This is a genomic window from Anabaena sp. FACHB-595, assembly GCF_048568275.1.
GTDB lineage: Bacteria > Cyanobacteriota > Cyanobacteriia > Cyanobacteriales > Nostocaceae > Trichormus.
The window spans coordinates 3,597,939-3,613,466 of the sequence record NZ_CP183473.1; the positions used below are offsets into that span (position 1 = coordinate 3,597,939).

The window sequence follows — 15,528 nt, forward strand, 5'->3', positions numbered from 1 at the left end:
TAAACACTATGAGCTATCGCAATATTATCACTATTGAACCAGATAAACGAGGTGGTAAGCCCTGTATTCGACGAATGCGAATTACAGTGTACGATGTTCTGGGGTGGTTAGCTGCTGGTATGTCCCATGCAGATATTTTAGAAGATTTTCCTGAATTGACAGAGGAAGACATCAGAGCCTGTCTAGAATTTGCTGCTGATCGTGAACATCGTTTAGTTGCTTCAGTGGGTGATGCTTGAAGTTACTTTTTGATCAAAATTTGAGTCGCAAATTGGTGACAAGATTGGCGGACATATACCCTGGTTCTAGCCATGTTCAGTTTCATGGGTTGGCAGAGAAGACTGATACCGAAATATGGCAATTTGCTAGAACCAACGACTTTTGTATTGTGACTCAAGACGCAGATTTTGCTGAGAGAAGCCGCCTGTATGGTTCTCCGCCTAAAATTGTATGGTTACGCTGCGGCAATGTTCCAACTAATCAAATCGAAGTCTTAATTCGTTCTGGAGTAGAAGCAATTGAAGAGCTTTTAAATAACCCTAATTTACATTGCTTAGAACTCTATTAGTATAGATATGTTTTTCTCAAAAGTATCATGGTGGTAGCCGAGACTATTATGTGACTGATTAGCTATCATGAGCGAATTTATTATGATGCTTTCAAAGTTTTTATCGCACTAGCCTGAGATACTCTCTCAAGCCATATTTCCTTGTACAGGTTCATCTCTTGTGGAGTTATAATGAATTCATTATAAGAACCATCGTTAATCAAATAAATTAACGCTGCTTGTTCAACAGGATATAGAGTTTCAATTGGGATATAGTAAGCTGCTAATTGAATAATCTTATCCTGAATCCAATTTATGGAAACTTTGGGCTTTATAGAAGTTTTGAAGTCACTAAGGGTTAAAGTTTTTCTATAAAAACCTAAGTGGTCAATTTTACCAAAATACCGATATTTGAAGCTTACAACAAATTGTTCTGATAGTATAGTTTCTCCAAAATTGGGCAACAATGTATTAAGAGATTGAAGATAATTTTGATAAAGTTTGTCAACAGGTTTAGCTTTTTTTCCCATTAAGTGAGAATGAAGATAAGCATGAATAGCATTTCCTGCTTTAACTGCTTCATTTCTAATACGGTTAGCTTCTTGTTGCCCTACTCTAAGCATCCACTCACGAAGAGCTTCTTTAGAGCTTTCTTCTTGTGTTAGTTTCAGAATATTGCTGACGCTGCGAAGAGGATTCTGTTTATTTGATTGTATACCTTGGGCTATATAGCAAGACTCGCCATTTAAAATTACTCTAGATAAAATAGGTAAATTAGATTCTTTATGGGTTAGGGGATAAAGTGTTCCATCAAAATGACGATGGTAGAGTGCTGCTTCTTTCAACATTATTCTTACAGTTATTGAATTGAACTGAATAAATATTCAATTTTCATTTGTTTGAGTATTGTTAGCTTTATGAATCTGCTGTACCTGTGATTTTAAACCTTTCAACTTACTCATTAGATGAGCATAGGTGTCAGGATGGGTTTCTTTAGAGATTTGCTTGCGGATACTGTACATTTTTTTGTGCTGTCGATTAGGAATTTTTAAAACCCCTTTTTCAAAATCAAGGATCACGCCAGTTATTTTTCGCGAGTTTTTTCCAATATAATATTTTTCTTTCTTTGTATTACTACTTAATCCGTACCGATGAAATTTCTTTTTAATCTGCCAAATCAAATTACGGCTTACATAGTCTCCCGATATTGTTACATCGTCCATATAGACGGTAAGAATACAACCTGCATCCTCAACAATATTATTAATTTCCTCCCACATATCTATATGAGCAAAGTATGACAAAATTGGACTCAAGGGGCTTCCAGTTGGAAGATGTTCTTTATAGGTAGATAGTTTTGTTAAAATTGCCGCTACATCTGGAGAGCATTTCATCCGTGTGTGGAAAAACCAATAAACACGTTTTGATTTTGTGGATGGAAAGTATTTCACAATATCTAGACTGCTTATCACATAACTATTTAGATGAGCTTTTGCATTACTAACATAAGAGCGTCCCTTTGTTGGTGCATGAATATATTTAGGTATTTCAATTCGCTTGAGAAGCCCTTCAATTCGCTTTTGAATAAGCTTTAATTCATATTTTGGTTTTTCCACAAGACGAGATTTTTTTCGCCTTGGATGAATAATTTCTTTTTCTATATATAAACTTTCCGAGCGAGCCAATTGTATGAGCCTACTGCGGCTTACGCCTAATAAAGTTGCAAGTTTTGCTTTAGATTGCAAACAATAGAAAGGTGATTGGTCTAGTTTATAACCTATTTTTTTAATCCTCAGCACAGGCATTACCAGACCTTTCAGCAATAAAGTTGAGGATTGCAATAATCTTAGAAGATACAAAATTCCTCAATTTTTCCGTTTTTACATCCTTGTCTAAGTTTTCCGAAAAGAACATAATTGAGGATACGGGTATATCAAATAAACCAGAATAACGATTAAGTAAATCAAGGGTGGGAATTTTTTTACCTGATTCAATTTCCGAAAGATACGACTTGGATATTCCTAGTCTCTCTGCCATCTCCTTTTGAGATAAATCATGGAATACCCTCATCAACCTTAGAGCCTCATTCAACATATTTAGTCTTCTTTGGCTAGAGGGTCTGTAATAGAGTTATATAAAAGAGTTAACAGTCTAGTCTTGCCACAAATCGATCAACCACTTCAAAATTTTGAAAATGACTGGGCCAATTTGAAACAATAGACGAAGCGTTTGAGGTTTGCGGAGCCATTTTAGAAACCGCTCATAACGCTTTTTCGACTGTTCCTGCCGTTTGTCAGATTCTGAATAATTCATCAGAGACTCTCCCTATAAAGGTGTTTGCACTCACTTACAGGAAAGTAAATGAGTGTTGCCTCAAACAAACCCGGAGAACGGCAGTTTTAACCCTCTTTATACCGGCGCAGCCCTTTGCCAAGGCTGCGTTTGTATTGTGCTTTTTCAGTACCTTAATTCGTTAAAGATTTCAGTAGCATTAATTACACTACAGATTTCTTTAAGTTCAGTACACAATAGATTACTACTGAGTAGCTAACGAAATTTGTTTACTGAGCAAAATACGGTAGAAGATGAAACATCTTCCTCAGATCGTAATGACGATCCAGTGAGTGGCAAATGTCTCCTTTAACCTGACTGAACATAGTCTAACAGATATTTGTGAATTTTGTTCGCTACTAGCGAATATTTTTTAGAATCACTTTCACTCTTTGATCACTACTTGCGTTCTTCCATGCCAAAAACGCGCCGGACAAGAGACTGTATCAAACTAGGAGTCAATTGATAAGCTGCCTTCCAAAAGTTAGCTGAACCAACGACGACATCAGAACGCTTTTCTTTGACTGCACTCCAAATTGCTTTGGCTACGTCTTCTGGTTTTTCTAACACAGGCATTTGAATCGCCTTACCTACTAATTCAGTCCGCGCCTGAGCCATTTCCTCATCTTTACCACGAAAAATGGCTCGTTCCATAAGTTGGGTGCTGATGAAGCTGGGATAAATGCCGCTAACGTGAATGTTTTTAGGTGATAACTCTGCGTGTAGGGATTTTGTTAACCCTGTTATGGCGTATTTGCTGGCTGTGTAAGGCACATGATAAGGAATAGGTTCTAAACCACCAATAGAACTGACATTCACAATAGTTCCTGCACCACGCTGGAGAAAATGGGGCAATATGGCATGAATGGTATGGATATAACCCCACAAATTAGTATCAATAATTTGATGCCAATCTTCTAAGCTGAAATTTTCCACAGAACCTAAACAAAAGATACCTGCATTATTAATTAATACATCTACTTGACCAAAATGAGCGATCGCCTTTTGCATCATGTTATTGACTTGTGTAGCATCTTTCACATCGGTAGAAATGGCGATCGCTTGTTGTCCCATTTCCCGTATCTCCGTGGCGATCGCTTCTAAACGATCAAGTTGGCGAGCTGCCAGCACAACATTATAGTTGTGACGAGCAAATAATAATGCTGTGGCTTTGCCAATGCCTTGAGATGCGCCTGTGATAATTACTGTGTTAGTCATATAGCTGTTGACTTGAGCTTCTACAATACACAAACACCTGAAAATGCTTGAATACAAATCCATGTAATACTATCTGAGTCTTTAATATCTCTTTCCATGTGTGTATCTTTTTGATTGATGAGCCACAAAGCCAATCACAGCCAGTTAAGCCTTAGGATTTTAGGCGAGGTAAGAAAAATAATCAGCCTGCAAGTACACAATCTCAAGTGCAACAAAGAATATACAACTATTGACGAAATGATATTTGGTACATAATCTTGGAATCTGATGAATAACAGGTGTAAATTTATCTGCTTGTATTATTTATGGGAATGATCTTATTCGTTGTCTTATGCGTTTGGGCAATCGTAAATTTTATAGGTTTATGCTCAGTTGTAATCTCATTCATTCGTTGTCGTACTGTAGCAGGATACCGAAATATTGCGATTATCGGAGCGGTTTTCATCCCAGCGATCCTTGTATTTTTAACTTTTTTGGATCTGTTAAAGAATAAACCCGTTCCTGGCCCAATCGCTACTTATATTCAGGCATTCGTAACTATCGTCTGGTCTAAAACTTATTTAATTTGTTTTTTGGGTGCTTGTGTAACTGCGGCAATTACCTTGTTGAAGCAAAATGCTATTCGTCGTTATTCAGCACTTGCTTGGGGTTTTCTGATTTCATCTGTTTCGGTTTGTGCATTTGTATTGATCAAATTTTGATGGCAATGCTATTGCAGAGATTGGTATTAACGAGATTCTTGGAGGTAAGGCAAATCTGCTGGACGATGCAGCACACTCATGGTTTTACTAGACAGGATTACACGAACGTGGCGATCGCTCCCTAAATAAGTATGTAGCCAAGTGAGTAACACTAGCAATCGACTGCGGTAGCCAGGCAGATAAACTAGATGAACTCCCAACCACATTAACCAAGCCAAGAAACCTGTAAACGCAAACGCGCCGATTTTCCCCACACCTGAATAACAACCAATAATTGCCAATCTACCTTTATTAAAATAACTAAAAGGCTTTGGTGATTTCCCTCGTATTTGCTGCTGAATATTGCGTGCTACCGCCACACCTTGCTGAAGCGCTTCCGGTGCAACCCCAGATAATGACTTACCGTTCTTTTCCACATAAGCCAAATCCCCAATTGCATATACATTGGGATGTTCCAACACTTGTAAGGTGGGATGAACAACAATTTTGCCCTTATGCGCCACAGGTAACTCCTCTGATACTCCGGGGAGGTTGGCTTCTAAACCCGCAGTCCAAATTACACTGGCACAGGGAATAATTTCCGCGTTGTCCAGGTGGACAAATCCCTCTGTAAGTTGACTGACTCTCGTTTGCAGGTAAACTTCAACTCCTAGCTGATGCAATTTTTTGTAAGTGTAGTTTCCTAGCTTTTTTGGGAATTCGACTAATAAGCGATCGCCCGATTGCACTAAAATTATTTTCACTTCCCCAAAATCTATGGTGGGACAATCTCGACGCAAGCAGCCTCGCAGCATCTCTACCAAAGCACCCGCCATCTCCACCCCAGTTGCACCACCACCCACAATGGTAAAAGTTAGTAATTGTTGCCGTTTTGCTGCATCAGATTCTTGAATAGCTTGTTCAAAACAGGAAAAAATATGATTGCGTAGGGCAACAGCTTCTTCTAAACTTCTCATGGGAAAAGCGTATTCTTCAGCACCGTTAACGCCCCAAAACTGAGTCCGACTACCAGTCGCCAGCACCAGAAAGTCATAATCAATTGCACCCTTAGCTGTTTTGACAATTTGCCCAGAAAAATCAATCTGCTCAACCTCAGCCATGAGAAACTGAACCTGAGGCTTGTGATGTTGCCTTCTATAGTTAAAAGAGAAACGCCGTAAAATCGTCCGAATGGGGTAAGCAATGTATTCTGGTTCTATTTGCCCAGTGGCTACCTGATAAAGTAACGGGACAAAAGTGTGATAATTGTGGCGATCGATTAGCAATACATCTGCACCAGAATGAGCTAAAGATTGGGCAGCTTGTAAACCACCAAATCCAGCACCAACAATAACAACGCGGCGATTCCTCATCATTCCCCTCTTGATTGAGTTGGCTGGCAAAACTCTTGAATATTAAGAAAATGTAATAAATTGATAATATAGCAATTATAAATAAGTTGTTAGAAAAAACACACCCTAGCCAGCATTATCATTGGTCACTCTACGGTGTACACATCCTTGATTTCTTTACAGAATATTTATATCCAAAAATAAAAATAAAGGGTATGAGGATGTAAGTTTTGAAAACCATCACATCCTTATACCCTGTCAAAGCAAAGAGACTCGTTGCATAAATCCACAATACCTATTTATTTTTCTCCAAATAGATTTGAATATTAGTTTTGCCAACTAACTCGCCAGATAGCTGTTTAACATTTTTCAACTGAGTATTAAAAGTGAGAAATGTTTTTCCATTCTGTTTTAATAATAAAGTGACGGTATTATTATTGTTAACTGTAGCGACTAATGTACCACTTTGCAAAACTATATCTTTGTTGGTCTTAACATCAGAACCCCAAAATTTCCAGCTTCCTTGTTTAACTGCTCCAGGTTGAGATGAAACATCTATCTCTACAACTGTTCTAACATCATCACCCTTACTACCTATTGATCCTTTCCAATTGCCTACAATAGAAGGTGCAGGACTAAACACTTTATTAATTTGATGATTCCCTTGTTTTGATATGGGAACGTTTGCCGAAACTTGATTATTATTACTCAAAAATGTGATGCTGCTAATAATAGTTGTTGTTACTAAAGTTGCCAATGTCAAAGATTTAGTAGAGACTTGCATATCGATTCACTCCGTGAGTAAGTTTTTGTAATTAACGTCTTCACTTACTTACTAGATCCGTTCGCAACTTTTTATGCAGTGATTAAAAATTCTGGGAGGGTATCGGGTGCATCTGGATGGCTACGAATACGAAAAATCAATGGTTTGGACAAAGGTATAGGAATATAGGAGTATAAATGTTTCAAACCCTTACCCCCAGTTTCCACAGACAACCTGGGTACATTAGCTATCTAACCCGTTAGCTATATATTGTCATCTGTGTAAATGTATAACTGAATTAGCTTATGTTACGTGAATTTGCTAGCCGAGACGAATTAATAGCTTACCTGCGTGAACAATTTCCCCAAGCCGCAGAAAGAAGCGATTATGTTAGTGATACCAAAGGTGGAAGGCAAGCCGCTCAGAAAGCTCTGCAAAAAGTTAACCCTGCTACCTATGCAAAAACACGTAACTTTTTAACAGGAGATGTAACCAGACTTTCACCCTACATCCGCTATGGAGTTTTGAGCCTGGGAGAAATACGAAATTATGTATTAGATAACGTCAAACACCCTGATGATGCTAAAAAACTTATTAATGAATTAGGTTGGCGGGATTATTGGCAGCGATTGTATATCAAGCTTGGCAATGGTATCTGGGAAGACCAGGAAGAATATAAGACAGGTTACACTCCCGCAGAATACGCATCTGATTTAGCCGCAGATATCAAAGAAGGGAAAACAGGATTAGTTTGTATCGACAGCTTCAGCCGCGAATTGCAGGAAACCGGCTACTTACACAACCACATGAGAATGTGGCTAGCTGCCTACATTGTCCATTGGCGACGTATTCGCTGGCAAGAGGGAGCAAAATGGTTCCTAGAACACCTCTTAGATGGTGATCCTGCTAGTAATAATATGTCCTGGCAATGGGTAGCCAGCACCTTTAGTCAAAAACCATATTTTTTCAACCGCGAGAACTTAGAACGCTATACCCAAAGCATTTATTGTCAAAAATGCCCTTTATATGGTCATTGCAATTTTGAAGGCAGTTACGAAGAATTAGAACAGCAACTTTTTCCCAAAGGAAAATTTACCAAACAACCCAACAGTCAAAGTTGGCAACGTGGTAAGAAAAAGTAGTTATGTGATAATTGGTCAAGTCGCTTCTCTACGAGACGCTACGCGAACGCTCCAATTCAAAATTCAAAATTCAAAACAACTGCTCCCTACCTTATTCCAACAATAATTATTTACGCCGACTTACTTATTTCCCCTATTTCCTAATTTCTCCTCTCCATTTCTAATATGAATAAACCAATTGTTTGGATACATGGTGATTGTCTAAGTCCCCTCAACCCAGCCTTACAAGAATACCCAGATGCTCCGGCTATTTGGGTTTGGGACGATGCTTTAATAGAAGAATGGCAATTAAGCCTAAAACGCATCACTTTTATTTATGAATGCTTGCTAGAGTTACCTGTGGAAATTCGCCGTGGTAATGTGGCACAAGAAATTATAGGTTTTGCCAAAGAACATCATGCTGATTTAGTGGCGACAGCCAATAGTCCCAGCCCCAGGTTTGATAATATCTGTGATGAAATCGAGAGTTCTTTAAAATTAGAGGTTTGGGAAGTAGAACCGTTTTTTGACTACGACGGTTACATTGAATTAAAGCGATTCTCTCGCTATTGGAAAGTAGCGCAAAAGTATGTATTTGAATAGTTAATTTTATTAATTTATTTTACACAGAGGTGCAAAGATACAGTGATTTTCATCAGCTAGCAAAAATCACCAATCAAATAATTATGTCCACAGTGTGCATAAATGAATCAGAGTGATATGTTAAGACATACATCTATTCACAAAAATCAGAGCTTGTACAAAGCATCGACTAATTTGTAGTACTAAATACTGTGGCTTAAATAATTGAGTGTTTTGTCGCAGTACTGAAAAGTTTTGCTGGATGTAGGTTAGCAATTCCTTTACTTTTAGAGTATCCTTTGTCAGATTACCTTGGCACTTAGCCAGACTTAGGCGAAGAATCTACCTTTGTTTCCTCGGAGACACTATGCAAATGAATAAAGTTCTAATTAATGACACTACACTACGCGATGGAGAGCAAGCGGCTGGTGTTGCTTTTAGCGTAGAGGAAAAAATAGCGATCGCCAAATTTCTCGATGCAATTGGTGTGCATGAAATCGAAGTGGGAATACCCGCAATGGGTAAAGCAGAACAAGAGGCGATCGCTAATATTGTGAAGTTAGATTTGTCAGCAAATTTACTTGGTTGGAACCGCGCCGTGATTGCTGATATTCAGGCTTCCATCGCTTGTGGTTTACAGCGAGTACATATCTCTATTCCCGTTTCTGCAATCCAAATCGCCGTCAAATTTCACGGACAATGGCAAGTAGTTTTACAAAAACTCCACGATAGTATTAGCTTTGCTGTTGACCAAGGTTTATTTGTCTCCATCGGTGGTGAAGACTCATCAAGAGCCGAAGAAAGCTTCCTCCTTGATGTAGTGCTAGCTGCTCAAGAATGGGGTGCGTCACGATTTCGCTTTTGCGACACAGTAGGTATTCTTGACCCGTTCACTACCCACGCCAAGGTAAAACAATTGGTGGCATCTTTGACAATACCTGTAGAAATGCACACCCACAATGATTTTGGTTTGGCAACAGCCAACGCTCTGGCAGGTACCAAAGCAGGCGCTTTATCTGTAAATACTACTGTGAATGGATTAGGTGAAAGAGCCGGGAATGCTGCTTTAGAAGAGGTGGTTATGGCTCTCAAGCACTTGTATCACCATGACTTAGGAATTGATACACGGCGTTTACTGGAAATATCTCAACTCGTAGCATCAGCATCAGGTCATCCTGTACCACCTTGGAAAGCAATTGTTGGTGAAAATACTTTTGCTCACGAATCCGGGATTCACGCTCATGGTGTACTGCAAAATCCTCAAACCTACGAGCCATTTGCACCAGAAGAAGTAGGGAGAGAGCGCCGTTTAGTTGTGGGTAAACATTCTGGTAGACATTTACTCTCTAGTATTTTGCAGCAACACGACATTATTCTCAATCACGAAGAAACCCAATTTGTCTTAGATGCAGTTAGACAAGAATCAGTAGAAAAAAAACGCAGCCTCACAGATCAAGAACTTTTGCATTTAGTGCAGACAAAACAACATTTTCGTGCTTGTTGAATGAGTTTATTAGGATTCTCCAGGACTTACGCAACTGGTATATTAGTAGGATGCGTCAGGTATCAAGAATCTGTTTATTGACAGCATTCGAGCCGTCTGACGCACCTTAAACAATACATATAGCTGTCGTCAGTGGTGTTAGGACATCAATAGATGATACAACCTAGACACAACAAGACTTTTAACCCACTCCCCAGTCCCTAGTCCCCAGTCCCCAGCTATATCATGTGACATAATTTCAGGTGTATTGTGTAGTTCACCCTTGTTGATCTAAAATATACACTGTCGCTGTATCTGTTTCTAAAAAAACCTTGGCTGGTCTAGTAATTTTGGTATTATCAGCAATTTTAAATATTGGCCATAGATTCTGCAAATCTGATTGTGTAAATTTTACATAGTATGGTTTTTCATAACTCGTGTCATTAATATAACCACTCTCAAGCAGCAATAATCTTTTAGGATGGATGACATAATTGCCAGCTTCACAAACGTTAACAAGTTTAATTCCCTGACGCGTAATATTACTATCAATATAATTATATTGATTATGAATTTTTCTCCTCTTCCTAATTCTGGGGTCGCAGAGGACTGCATCTGAAGGTAATTTACTAATTATTTCAGTCATATCTGCTGTGTTCATTACCCGATTGCTACCATATTTACTTAATAGAAACTGAGATTCATAAAATAAATTACTAAAGCAGGAAATGGTAATAATGATGCCACTAAATATATAAAGAATCCGTTTCTTGCTTTGGGAAAATTTGTTGTATGCCAGGGATGTAATTGTTAAAACAATGGGTGCAAATACAATGAGTAACTTATAATGAAAATAAGTTATTTCTGAATCAAGGTTAGAAGCAGCATATAGATAAATGCCCCATGTAGCACACAAACTACCCCAAATATATTGATTTCCCTTAAATTTAATTATCCCCAAATATGTAACTAAAGAGATAAAGATAAGAGTTATGAGGAAGTAAATCCAAGATGGATGCCAAAGATATGCTTCTTGAAATAGCTTGTAATAGTTCAGAAATAAATTGCTTAGTCTTTTACCCAGGCTCATCAACAAAGAATTATCTGATGCTGACTTAGCCTTAAATATAGTTTTAAGAATATACTTTGTATTTTTAAACCCCCGTCCAAATTCACCTATCCAATACGGCAATAATACAATTGCGCTCGCCAAAATACTGATGATAGGTAAAGTTATTAATGAGTAGCTTTTTCTTTTAACTGCTTTATATATAAAAATAGCGCAATTAATAATAAATACCACGGGCATGACAAATAGCGTGGAGGAGTGCAAACTCATTAATATAGCTAAAACTACTCCATATACTGCCCAACATATTGCTTGTATAGGGAGAGAAAATTTACCCTCCATTTGAAAATAGTACAGCAATGTAAAGGCTATTAAAAAGAAAGGAACCGAACTTGGATTCCATTGAAAGTTACTAATAAATATTTCCCCGTAAAGCACACTGTACCAAAATCCAGCTAAACCACTTAGCATAATTCTGGTTTGTGGTTCAACATTTTCTAATAATTGGTAAACTAAATAAATTAATAGAGGGATAGATAAAAAAGAGAATAAGGCGTTTGGGAAAGCTTGAAAAACCGGAGATGCTCCTAAAAGGGTGAAAGGAAAGAAAAGATAATAATAGAGGGGTAAAATATGGTGTCCGCCTACAGCAGCTTGGGGGCCAAGTGTAGGCAACTCTCCTTTCCACATATTAATAACAGTAAAGGCATCTTTAATTTGATCAGGCGCTGGGCCAATATCGAATGAAACATATTGAAAAACAGCGATGATTCTGGTGATAAAACCGACGGCGATCGCTAAAAATATCAGACTGTATCCTATAAGCGTGATCTTACTAAGATTCTTTAACTCTGAGCTAAGTTTAAACATAATAATTATATTTTGATAATGATGATGTGAAACTGAATACTTAGTGTTTAAGCATTGATTTCTAGTATCATACATCACGAGTTTATAAATTTTTGTTTTTTTATTGCTATGTATCCATGAAGATACTTAGAAAGTCAAGCATTTTATTATAGTGACAAAAAACACATCAACTTTTTTGGGTAGGACGAGAAGCGTAGTTTTGCGTTTCTCGTCTCAATTTACTGAGTTGATCTAATACTTCCGCTCCTGTGGTTCAAACATGGTAATGGTGACTGGGCGATATTGAATGTCAATCCCGGCGGGTGAATAGTAAGCCATTGTGTGTTGCAGGAACTTGGTATCATCTCGCTGTGGGTAATCTTCGCGGAAATGTGCGCCACGACTTTCTTGACGATTTAAAGCAGAGGCTAAAATCGTCTGTCCGACTATCATTAAACTCCGCAACTCTAAAGCTTCTACTAGTTCAGTATTCCAACAACTGCCTTTATCGTCTAAGTATATTTGACTGTATTTTTGTTGTATTTCTGTAATTTTTTGCCAACCTTGGCTCATTAACTCTTGAGTACGGAAAACGCCACAGTAATCTGTCATCGCATCTTGGAAAGCTTGGCGGACTTGGTTGATTCGGTACTCTCCCGGCTGTTCCAGTAGGGCTTGGATTTCTTGCTGGGCTTGTTTGATGTAACGTTGTTCATCTATGGCAGGTAATTTACGTTTCTGCACATATTGAGCGATCGCCGCCCCAGTTCGTTTACCATAGACTACACATTCTAATAGCGAATTACTACCGAGACGATTTGCCCCGTGGACGGATACACAAGATGTCTCACCAGCCGCAAAAAACCCTTCAACTAAGCCATCGCCACTACTGCGGACTCTACCATCAGTGTTTACAGGGATACCACCCATACAATAGTGAATTGTCGGACGGACTGGCATGGGTTGAGTGACTGCATCCACACCGACTAAGCGGTGGGCTTCTTCCCAACAGAAGGGAACGCGACTCATGATTTTTTCTTTGCCCATGTGGCGCAAATCCAGATAGACAAAGGGGCCGCCTGGGCTACCATCCAAATTTACACCACGTCCAGCCCGAATTTCATAAGCGATCGCCCGTGAGGTAATATCGCGGGGTGCTAGTTCCATGCGACTGGGTGCATAGGTCGCCATGAAGCGATCGCCTTCACTATTAATTAAATACGCCCCTTCCCCCCGTACAGCCTCGGAAATCAAGACACCCACCGGATACAAACCCGTGGGATGGAATTGGACAAACTCCATATCTTCCAGAGGTAAACCGGCGATCGCTGTCATTGCCAAGCCATCTCCAGTAGACGCATAATCATTGGAGGTGGTGTTATAAACGCGACCATAACCCCCTGTGGCAAACATCACCGCCTTAGCCCGGACAACCTCAATATGTCCGTCTAATAGGCTGTACATGACTAAACCCTTCGCCTCATTTTCTTCCAAAATCAGGCGCATCACGTACCACTCTTGGTAAATATGCACACCGTAACGCCGCAAATTATTTACCAACTCGTGTAGAATGGCGTGACCAGTCTTATCAGCTGCGTAACAGGTGCGGTTGTGGGAGTGTCCACCAAAAGCCCGTTGAGCAATCCGACCATCAGGGAGACGTGAGAATAAAACCCCCATGTGTTCCAGGTCTATCACCACATCTGGGGCTTCCTGAGTCAGAATTGCCACTGCATCTTGGTCTGCTAAATAATCAGAACCTTTGACAGTATCAAAAGCGTGAGCTTCCCAAGTATCAGTAGAATCTACATTTTTCAGTGATGCAGCCATACCACCTTGAGCTGCAACAGAGTGGGAACGAATGGGGTGAGTTTTGGCAACCACCGCCACATTTAAACTAGGGTCAGTACGGGCAATTTCCACAGCCGCCCGACATCCCGCCAGCCCACCCCCGACAATAATCACATCATGCTCTAGCATATTAGCCACCGACTGCAAAACACTGCTGTTCTATTGTAGAGAGGTGATTCACTCAGCAGTTTTGCATTTTTACAAAAAAATTCCCTGCCAGTAGACAGGGAACTTACAAAATTCAAAATTCAACATTAATTAATAATATCAACTTGTGGCTTGTACAGGTTGTTGTTGGGAAACATTACCAGGGATCGGTTCAGTCTTTGTTCCTGGTTCTACAGCCATAACTTCAATATGATTTAACAATGTCGTTACAAATGCGAACAACAAGAAAGGTAAGGATAAAAGCACAACCAGACCTACCGTTACTAAAGCATACACTGGTCGTCTAGCACCCATTAGCGCTAAAGCTGATGCCAAACTGACAGTAATAGTAATTAACCAAACAATTATTTGACCGTAGATATCACCAAAGGTCAAAGTACAGATAAAACGATATTTTTGATTATTATTTTTGCTCATTTATTTTTGCCTCAAGTCTCTCCTATAGGTTCTACGTTAAAACCATGTTCGACAGGCAGACAATTTCTCAATATTTTTCCAAGGTTCGTAATATCACTTCATATGATCTAAGTGATGACTGTCGAGGGTTGACACTTCGATAAGCTCAGTGCGGCGCTGATGACTAATGACTACTCACCAATGACTTATTACAAAAGATTACAAGATTTATCATATATTGGGTTTGCACCCGTCTTTATGGGTGTCTATTTTTATGTGCAGCGAATGGAATTCGCCTGAATAACTAAACCCATGAGTCAAATAGTCTGGATCGCAAGACACGCCAACCGCCTTGACTTTGTTAACCCCGATTGGTTTCTCACCGCAGAACGACGCTATGATCCACCCTTGTCTGATGATGGGATGGTACAAGCTCAACAGCTCGCTCAACGTTTGCGAGGGGAAAAAATCGCTCATATTTTTGCTTCTCCCTTTCTGCGAACAGTACAAACAGCTAACGCCGTAGCAGAGATCTTGGATTTGCCCATAAATCTAGAAACGGGTTTGAGTGAATGGCTCAATCCTGCTTGGATGACTGAAGAACCAGAAAAACTATCAACTCCAGCCTTAGCAGAATTATTTCCCCGAATTGATCTTGGTTACACAGCACGCATTGCCGCCAACTATCCTGAAACCCACGAAGAAGTCAGGGCGCGTTCGGGACAAACAGCCCGATGTTTAGTAACTGAATGTTTTCCAGATAATATTTTGTTGGTAGCACATGGCGCTTCTGTGCTGGGGGCGGCTATGGGGCTAGTAGGAGAAATTGCCAAAACTGAAGTTAAAGCTTCCTTATGTTCCCTAGTCAAAGTTGTGCGTTATGGCCCGGATTGGTTGCTAGAACTAAAAGGAGACACTTCTCATTTGGCTCAGGTAGAAGAAGTTATCCGATTTGCTTAAACTGTTCACTGTTGACCGTTGACCCTTACAGGTTCGATAGTTGCTTTCCGACGCAAGGCGACACGCCACTCCCTCCAGTCGGGAAACCCGCCCACGGGGGCGGCTCAGGAACGCACTATGTCACTGTTGACTATGGACTAATGATTCATGACCACTAA

16 protein-coding genes are annotated in these 15,528 nt (G+C 39.6%); 7 read left to right on the forward strand and 9 right to left on the reverse strand.

Annotated elements, in window-relative coordinates; genetic code table 11:
• Positions 1-8 precede the first annotated feature (8 nt).
• Together ACN222_RS14770 and ACN222_RS14775 are read left to right on the forward strand one after the other, a co-directional pair.
• Positions 9-239: a DUF433 domain-containing protein gene (locus ACN222_RS14770; protein WP_010997109.1), complete on the forward strand. Its 231-nt coding sequence runs from the start codon at positions 9-11 to the stop codon at positions 237-239.
• Positions 236-568, forward strand: a complete 333-nt coding sequence (locus ACN222_RS14775; protein WP_044521565.1) for a DUF5615 family PIN-like protein — start codon at positions 236-238, stop codon at positions 566-568. Before ACN222_RS14770 ends, ACN222_RS14775 begins: the two co-directional genes overlap by 4 nt.
• Before the next feature lie 80 nt (positions 569-648).
• Here the strand turns inward: ACN222_RS14775 and ACN222_RS14780 are convergent, their stop codons facing one another.
• From ACN222_RS14780 to ACN222_RS14795, 4 genes are all read right to left on the reverse strand, one after another.
• Positions 649-1,395 carry a hypothetical protein gene (locus ACN222_RS14780; RefSeq protein WP_010997111.1) on the reverse strand — a complete coding sequence of 249 codons (747 nt, stop codon included), beginning with the start codon at positions 1,393-1,395 and terminating at the stop codon, positions 649-651.
• Positions 1,396-1,431: 36 nt separating this feature from the next.
• Positions 1,432-2,352: a reverse transcriptase family protein gene (locus tag ACN222_RS14785; protein ID WP_010997112.1), complete on the reverse strand. Its 921-nt coding sequence runs from the start codon at positions 2,350-2,352 to the stop codon at positions 1,432-1,434.
• Positions 2,333-2,641, reverse strand: coding sequence for a helix-turn-helix transcriptional regulator (locus tag ACN222_RS14790; protein ID WP_010997113.1), 309 nt, complete (start codon positions 2,639-2,641; stop codon positions 2,333-2,335). The genes ACN222_RS14785 and ACN222_RS14790 overlap by 20 nt, the downstream gene beginning before the upstream one ends.
• Positions 2,642-3,277: 636 nt before the next feature.
• Positions 3,278-4,096, reverse strand: coding sequence for an SDR family NAD(P)-dependent oxidoreductase (locus ACN222_RS14795; protein WP_231865461.1), 819 nt, complete (start codon positions 4,094-4,096; stop codon positions 3,278-3,280).
• 305 nt (positions 4,097-4,401) lie between these two features.
• On the opposite strand from ACN222_RS14795, the gene ACN222_RS14800 reads away from it, so the two are divergent.
• On the forward strand, positions 4,402-4,797 hold the full coding sequence (locus ACN222_RS14800; RefSeq protein ID WP_044521569.1) for a hypothetical protein: 396 nt from the start codon (positions 4,402-4,404) through the stop codon (positions 4,795-4,797).
• Between the two features lie 26 nt (positions 4,798-4,823).
• Here ACN222_RS14800 and ACN222_RS14805 read toward each other — a convergent pair whose 3' ends face one another.
• A complete protein-coding gene (locus ACN222_RS14805; protein ID WP_010997115.1) occupies positions 4,824-6,152 on the reverse strand; it encodes an NAD(P)/FAD-dependent oxidoreductase in 1,329 nt (442 codons plus the stop codon).
• Between the two features lie 271 nt (positions 6,153-6,423).
• Positions 6,424-6,912 (reverse strand): hypothetical protein, encoded by a 489-nt coding sequence (locus tag ACN222_RS14810; RefSeq protein ID WP_010997116.1) that lies wholly within the window; start codon positions 6,910-6,912, stop codon positions 6,424-6,426.
• Positions 6,913-7,196: 284 nt separating this feature from the next.
• Between ACN222_RS14810 and ACN222_RS14815 the strand changes: the two genes are divergently transcribed.
• The 3 genes from ACN222_RS14815 (at position 7,197) to nifV (ending at position 10,098) form a co-directional block, all read left to right on the forward strand.
• The gene (locus ACN222_RS14815) at positions 7,197-8,033 is read left to right on the forward strand and encodes an FAD-binding domain-containing protein (protein ID WP_010997117.1); all 837 of its coding nucleotides are present in this window, start codon (positions 7,197-7,199) and stop codon (positions 8,031-8,033) included.
• 165 nt (positions 8,034-8,198) lie between these two features.
• The gene (locus ACN222_RS14820; RefSeq protein WP_010997118.1) at positions 8,199-8,615 is read left to right on the forward strand and encodes a hypothetical protein; all 417 of its coding nucleotides are present in this window, start codon (positions 8,199-8,201) and stop codon (positions 8,613-8,615) included.
• 352 nt (positions 8,616-8,967) lie between these two features.
• A complete protein-coding gene (nifV, locus tag ACN222_RS14825) occupies positions 8,968-10,098 on the forward strand; it encodes a homocitrate synthase (protein ID WP_010997119.1) in 1,131 nt (376 codons plus the stop codon).
• Positions 10,099-10,354: 256 nt separating this feature from the next.
• On the opposite strand, the gene ACN222_RS14830 is transcribed toward nifV, so the two are convergent.
• The 3 genes from ACN222_RS14830 to ACN222_RS14840 form a co-directional block, all read right to left on the reverse strand.
• Complete coding sequence (locus ACN222_RS14830) at positions 10,355-12,016, reverse strand: hypothetical protein (protein ID WP_044521575.1); 1,662 nt, start codon at positions 12,014-12,016, stop codon at positions 10,355-10,357.
• Between the two features lie 231 nt (positions 12,017-12,247).
• Positions 12,248-13,975, reverse strand: coding sequence for a succinate dehydrogenase/fumarate reductase flavoprotein subunit (locus tag ACN222_RS14835; protein WP_010997121.1), 1,728 nt, complete (start codon positions 13,973-13,975; stop codon positions 12,248-12,250).
• Between the two features lie 138 nt (positions 13,976-14,113).
• Positions 14,114-14,431, reverse strand: coding sequence for a hypothetical protein (locus ACN222_RS14840; RefSeq protein ID WP_010997122.1), 318 nt, complete (start codon positions 14,429-14,431; stop codon positions 14,114-14,116).
• A gap of 291 nt (positions 14,432-14,722) precedes the next feature.
• Here ACN222_RS14840 and ACN222_RS14845 point away from each other — a divergent pair, with 291 nt between their 5' ends.
• Entirely contained in the window at positions 14,723-15,370 is a 648-nt protein-coding gene (locus ACN222_RS14845; RefSeq protein ID WP_010997123.1) for a histidine phosphatase family protein, read from the forward strand.
• Positions 15,371-15,528 lie beyond the last annotated feature (158 nt).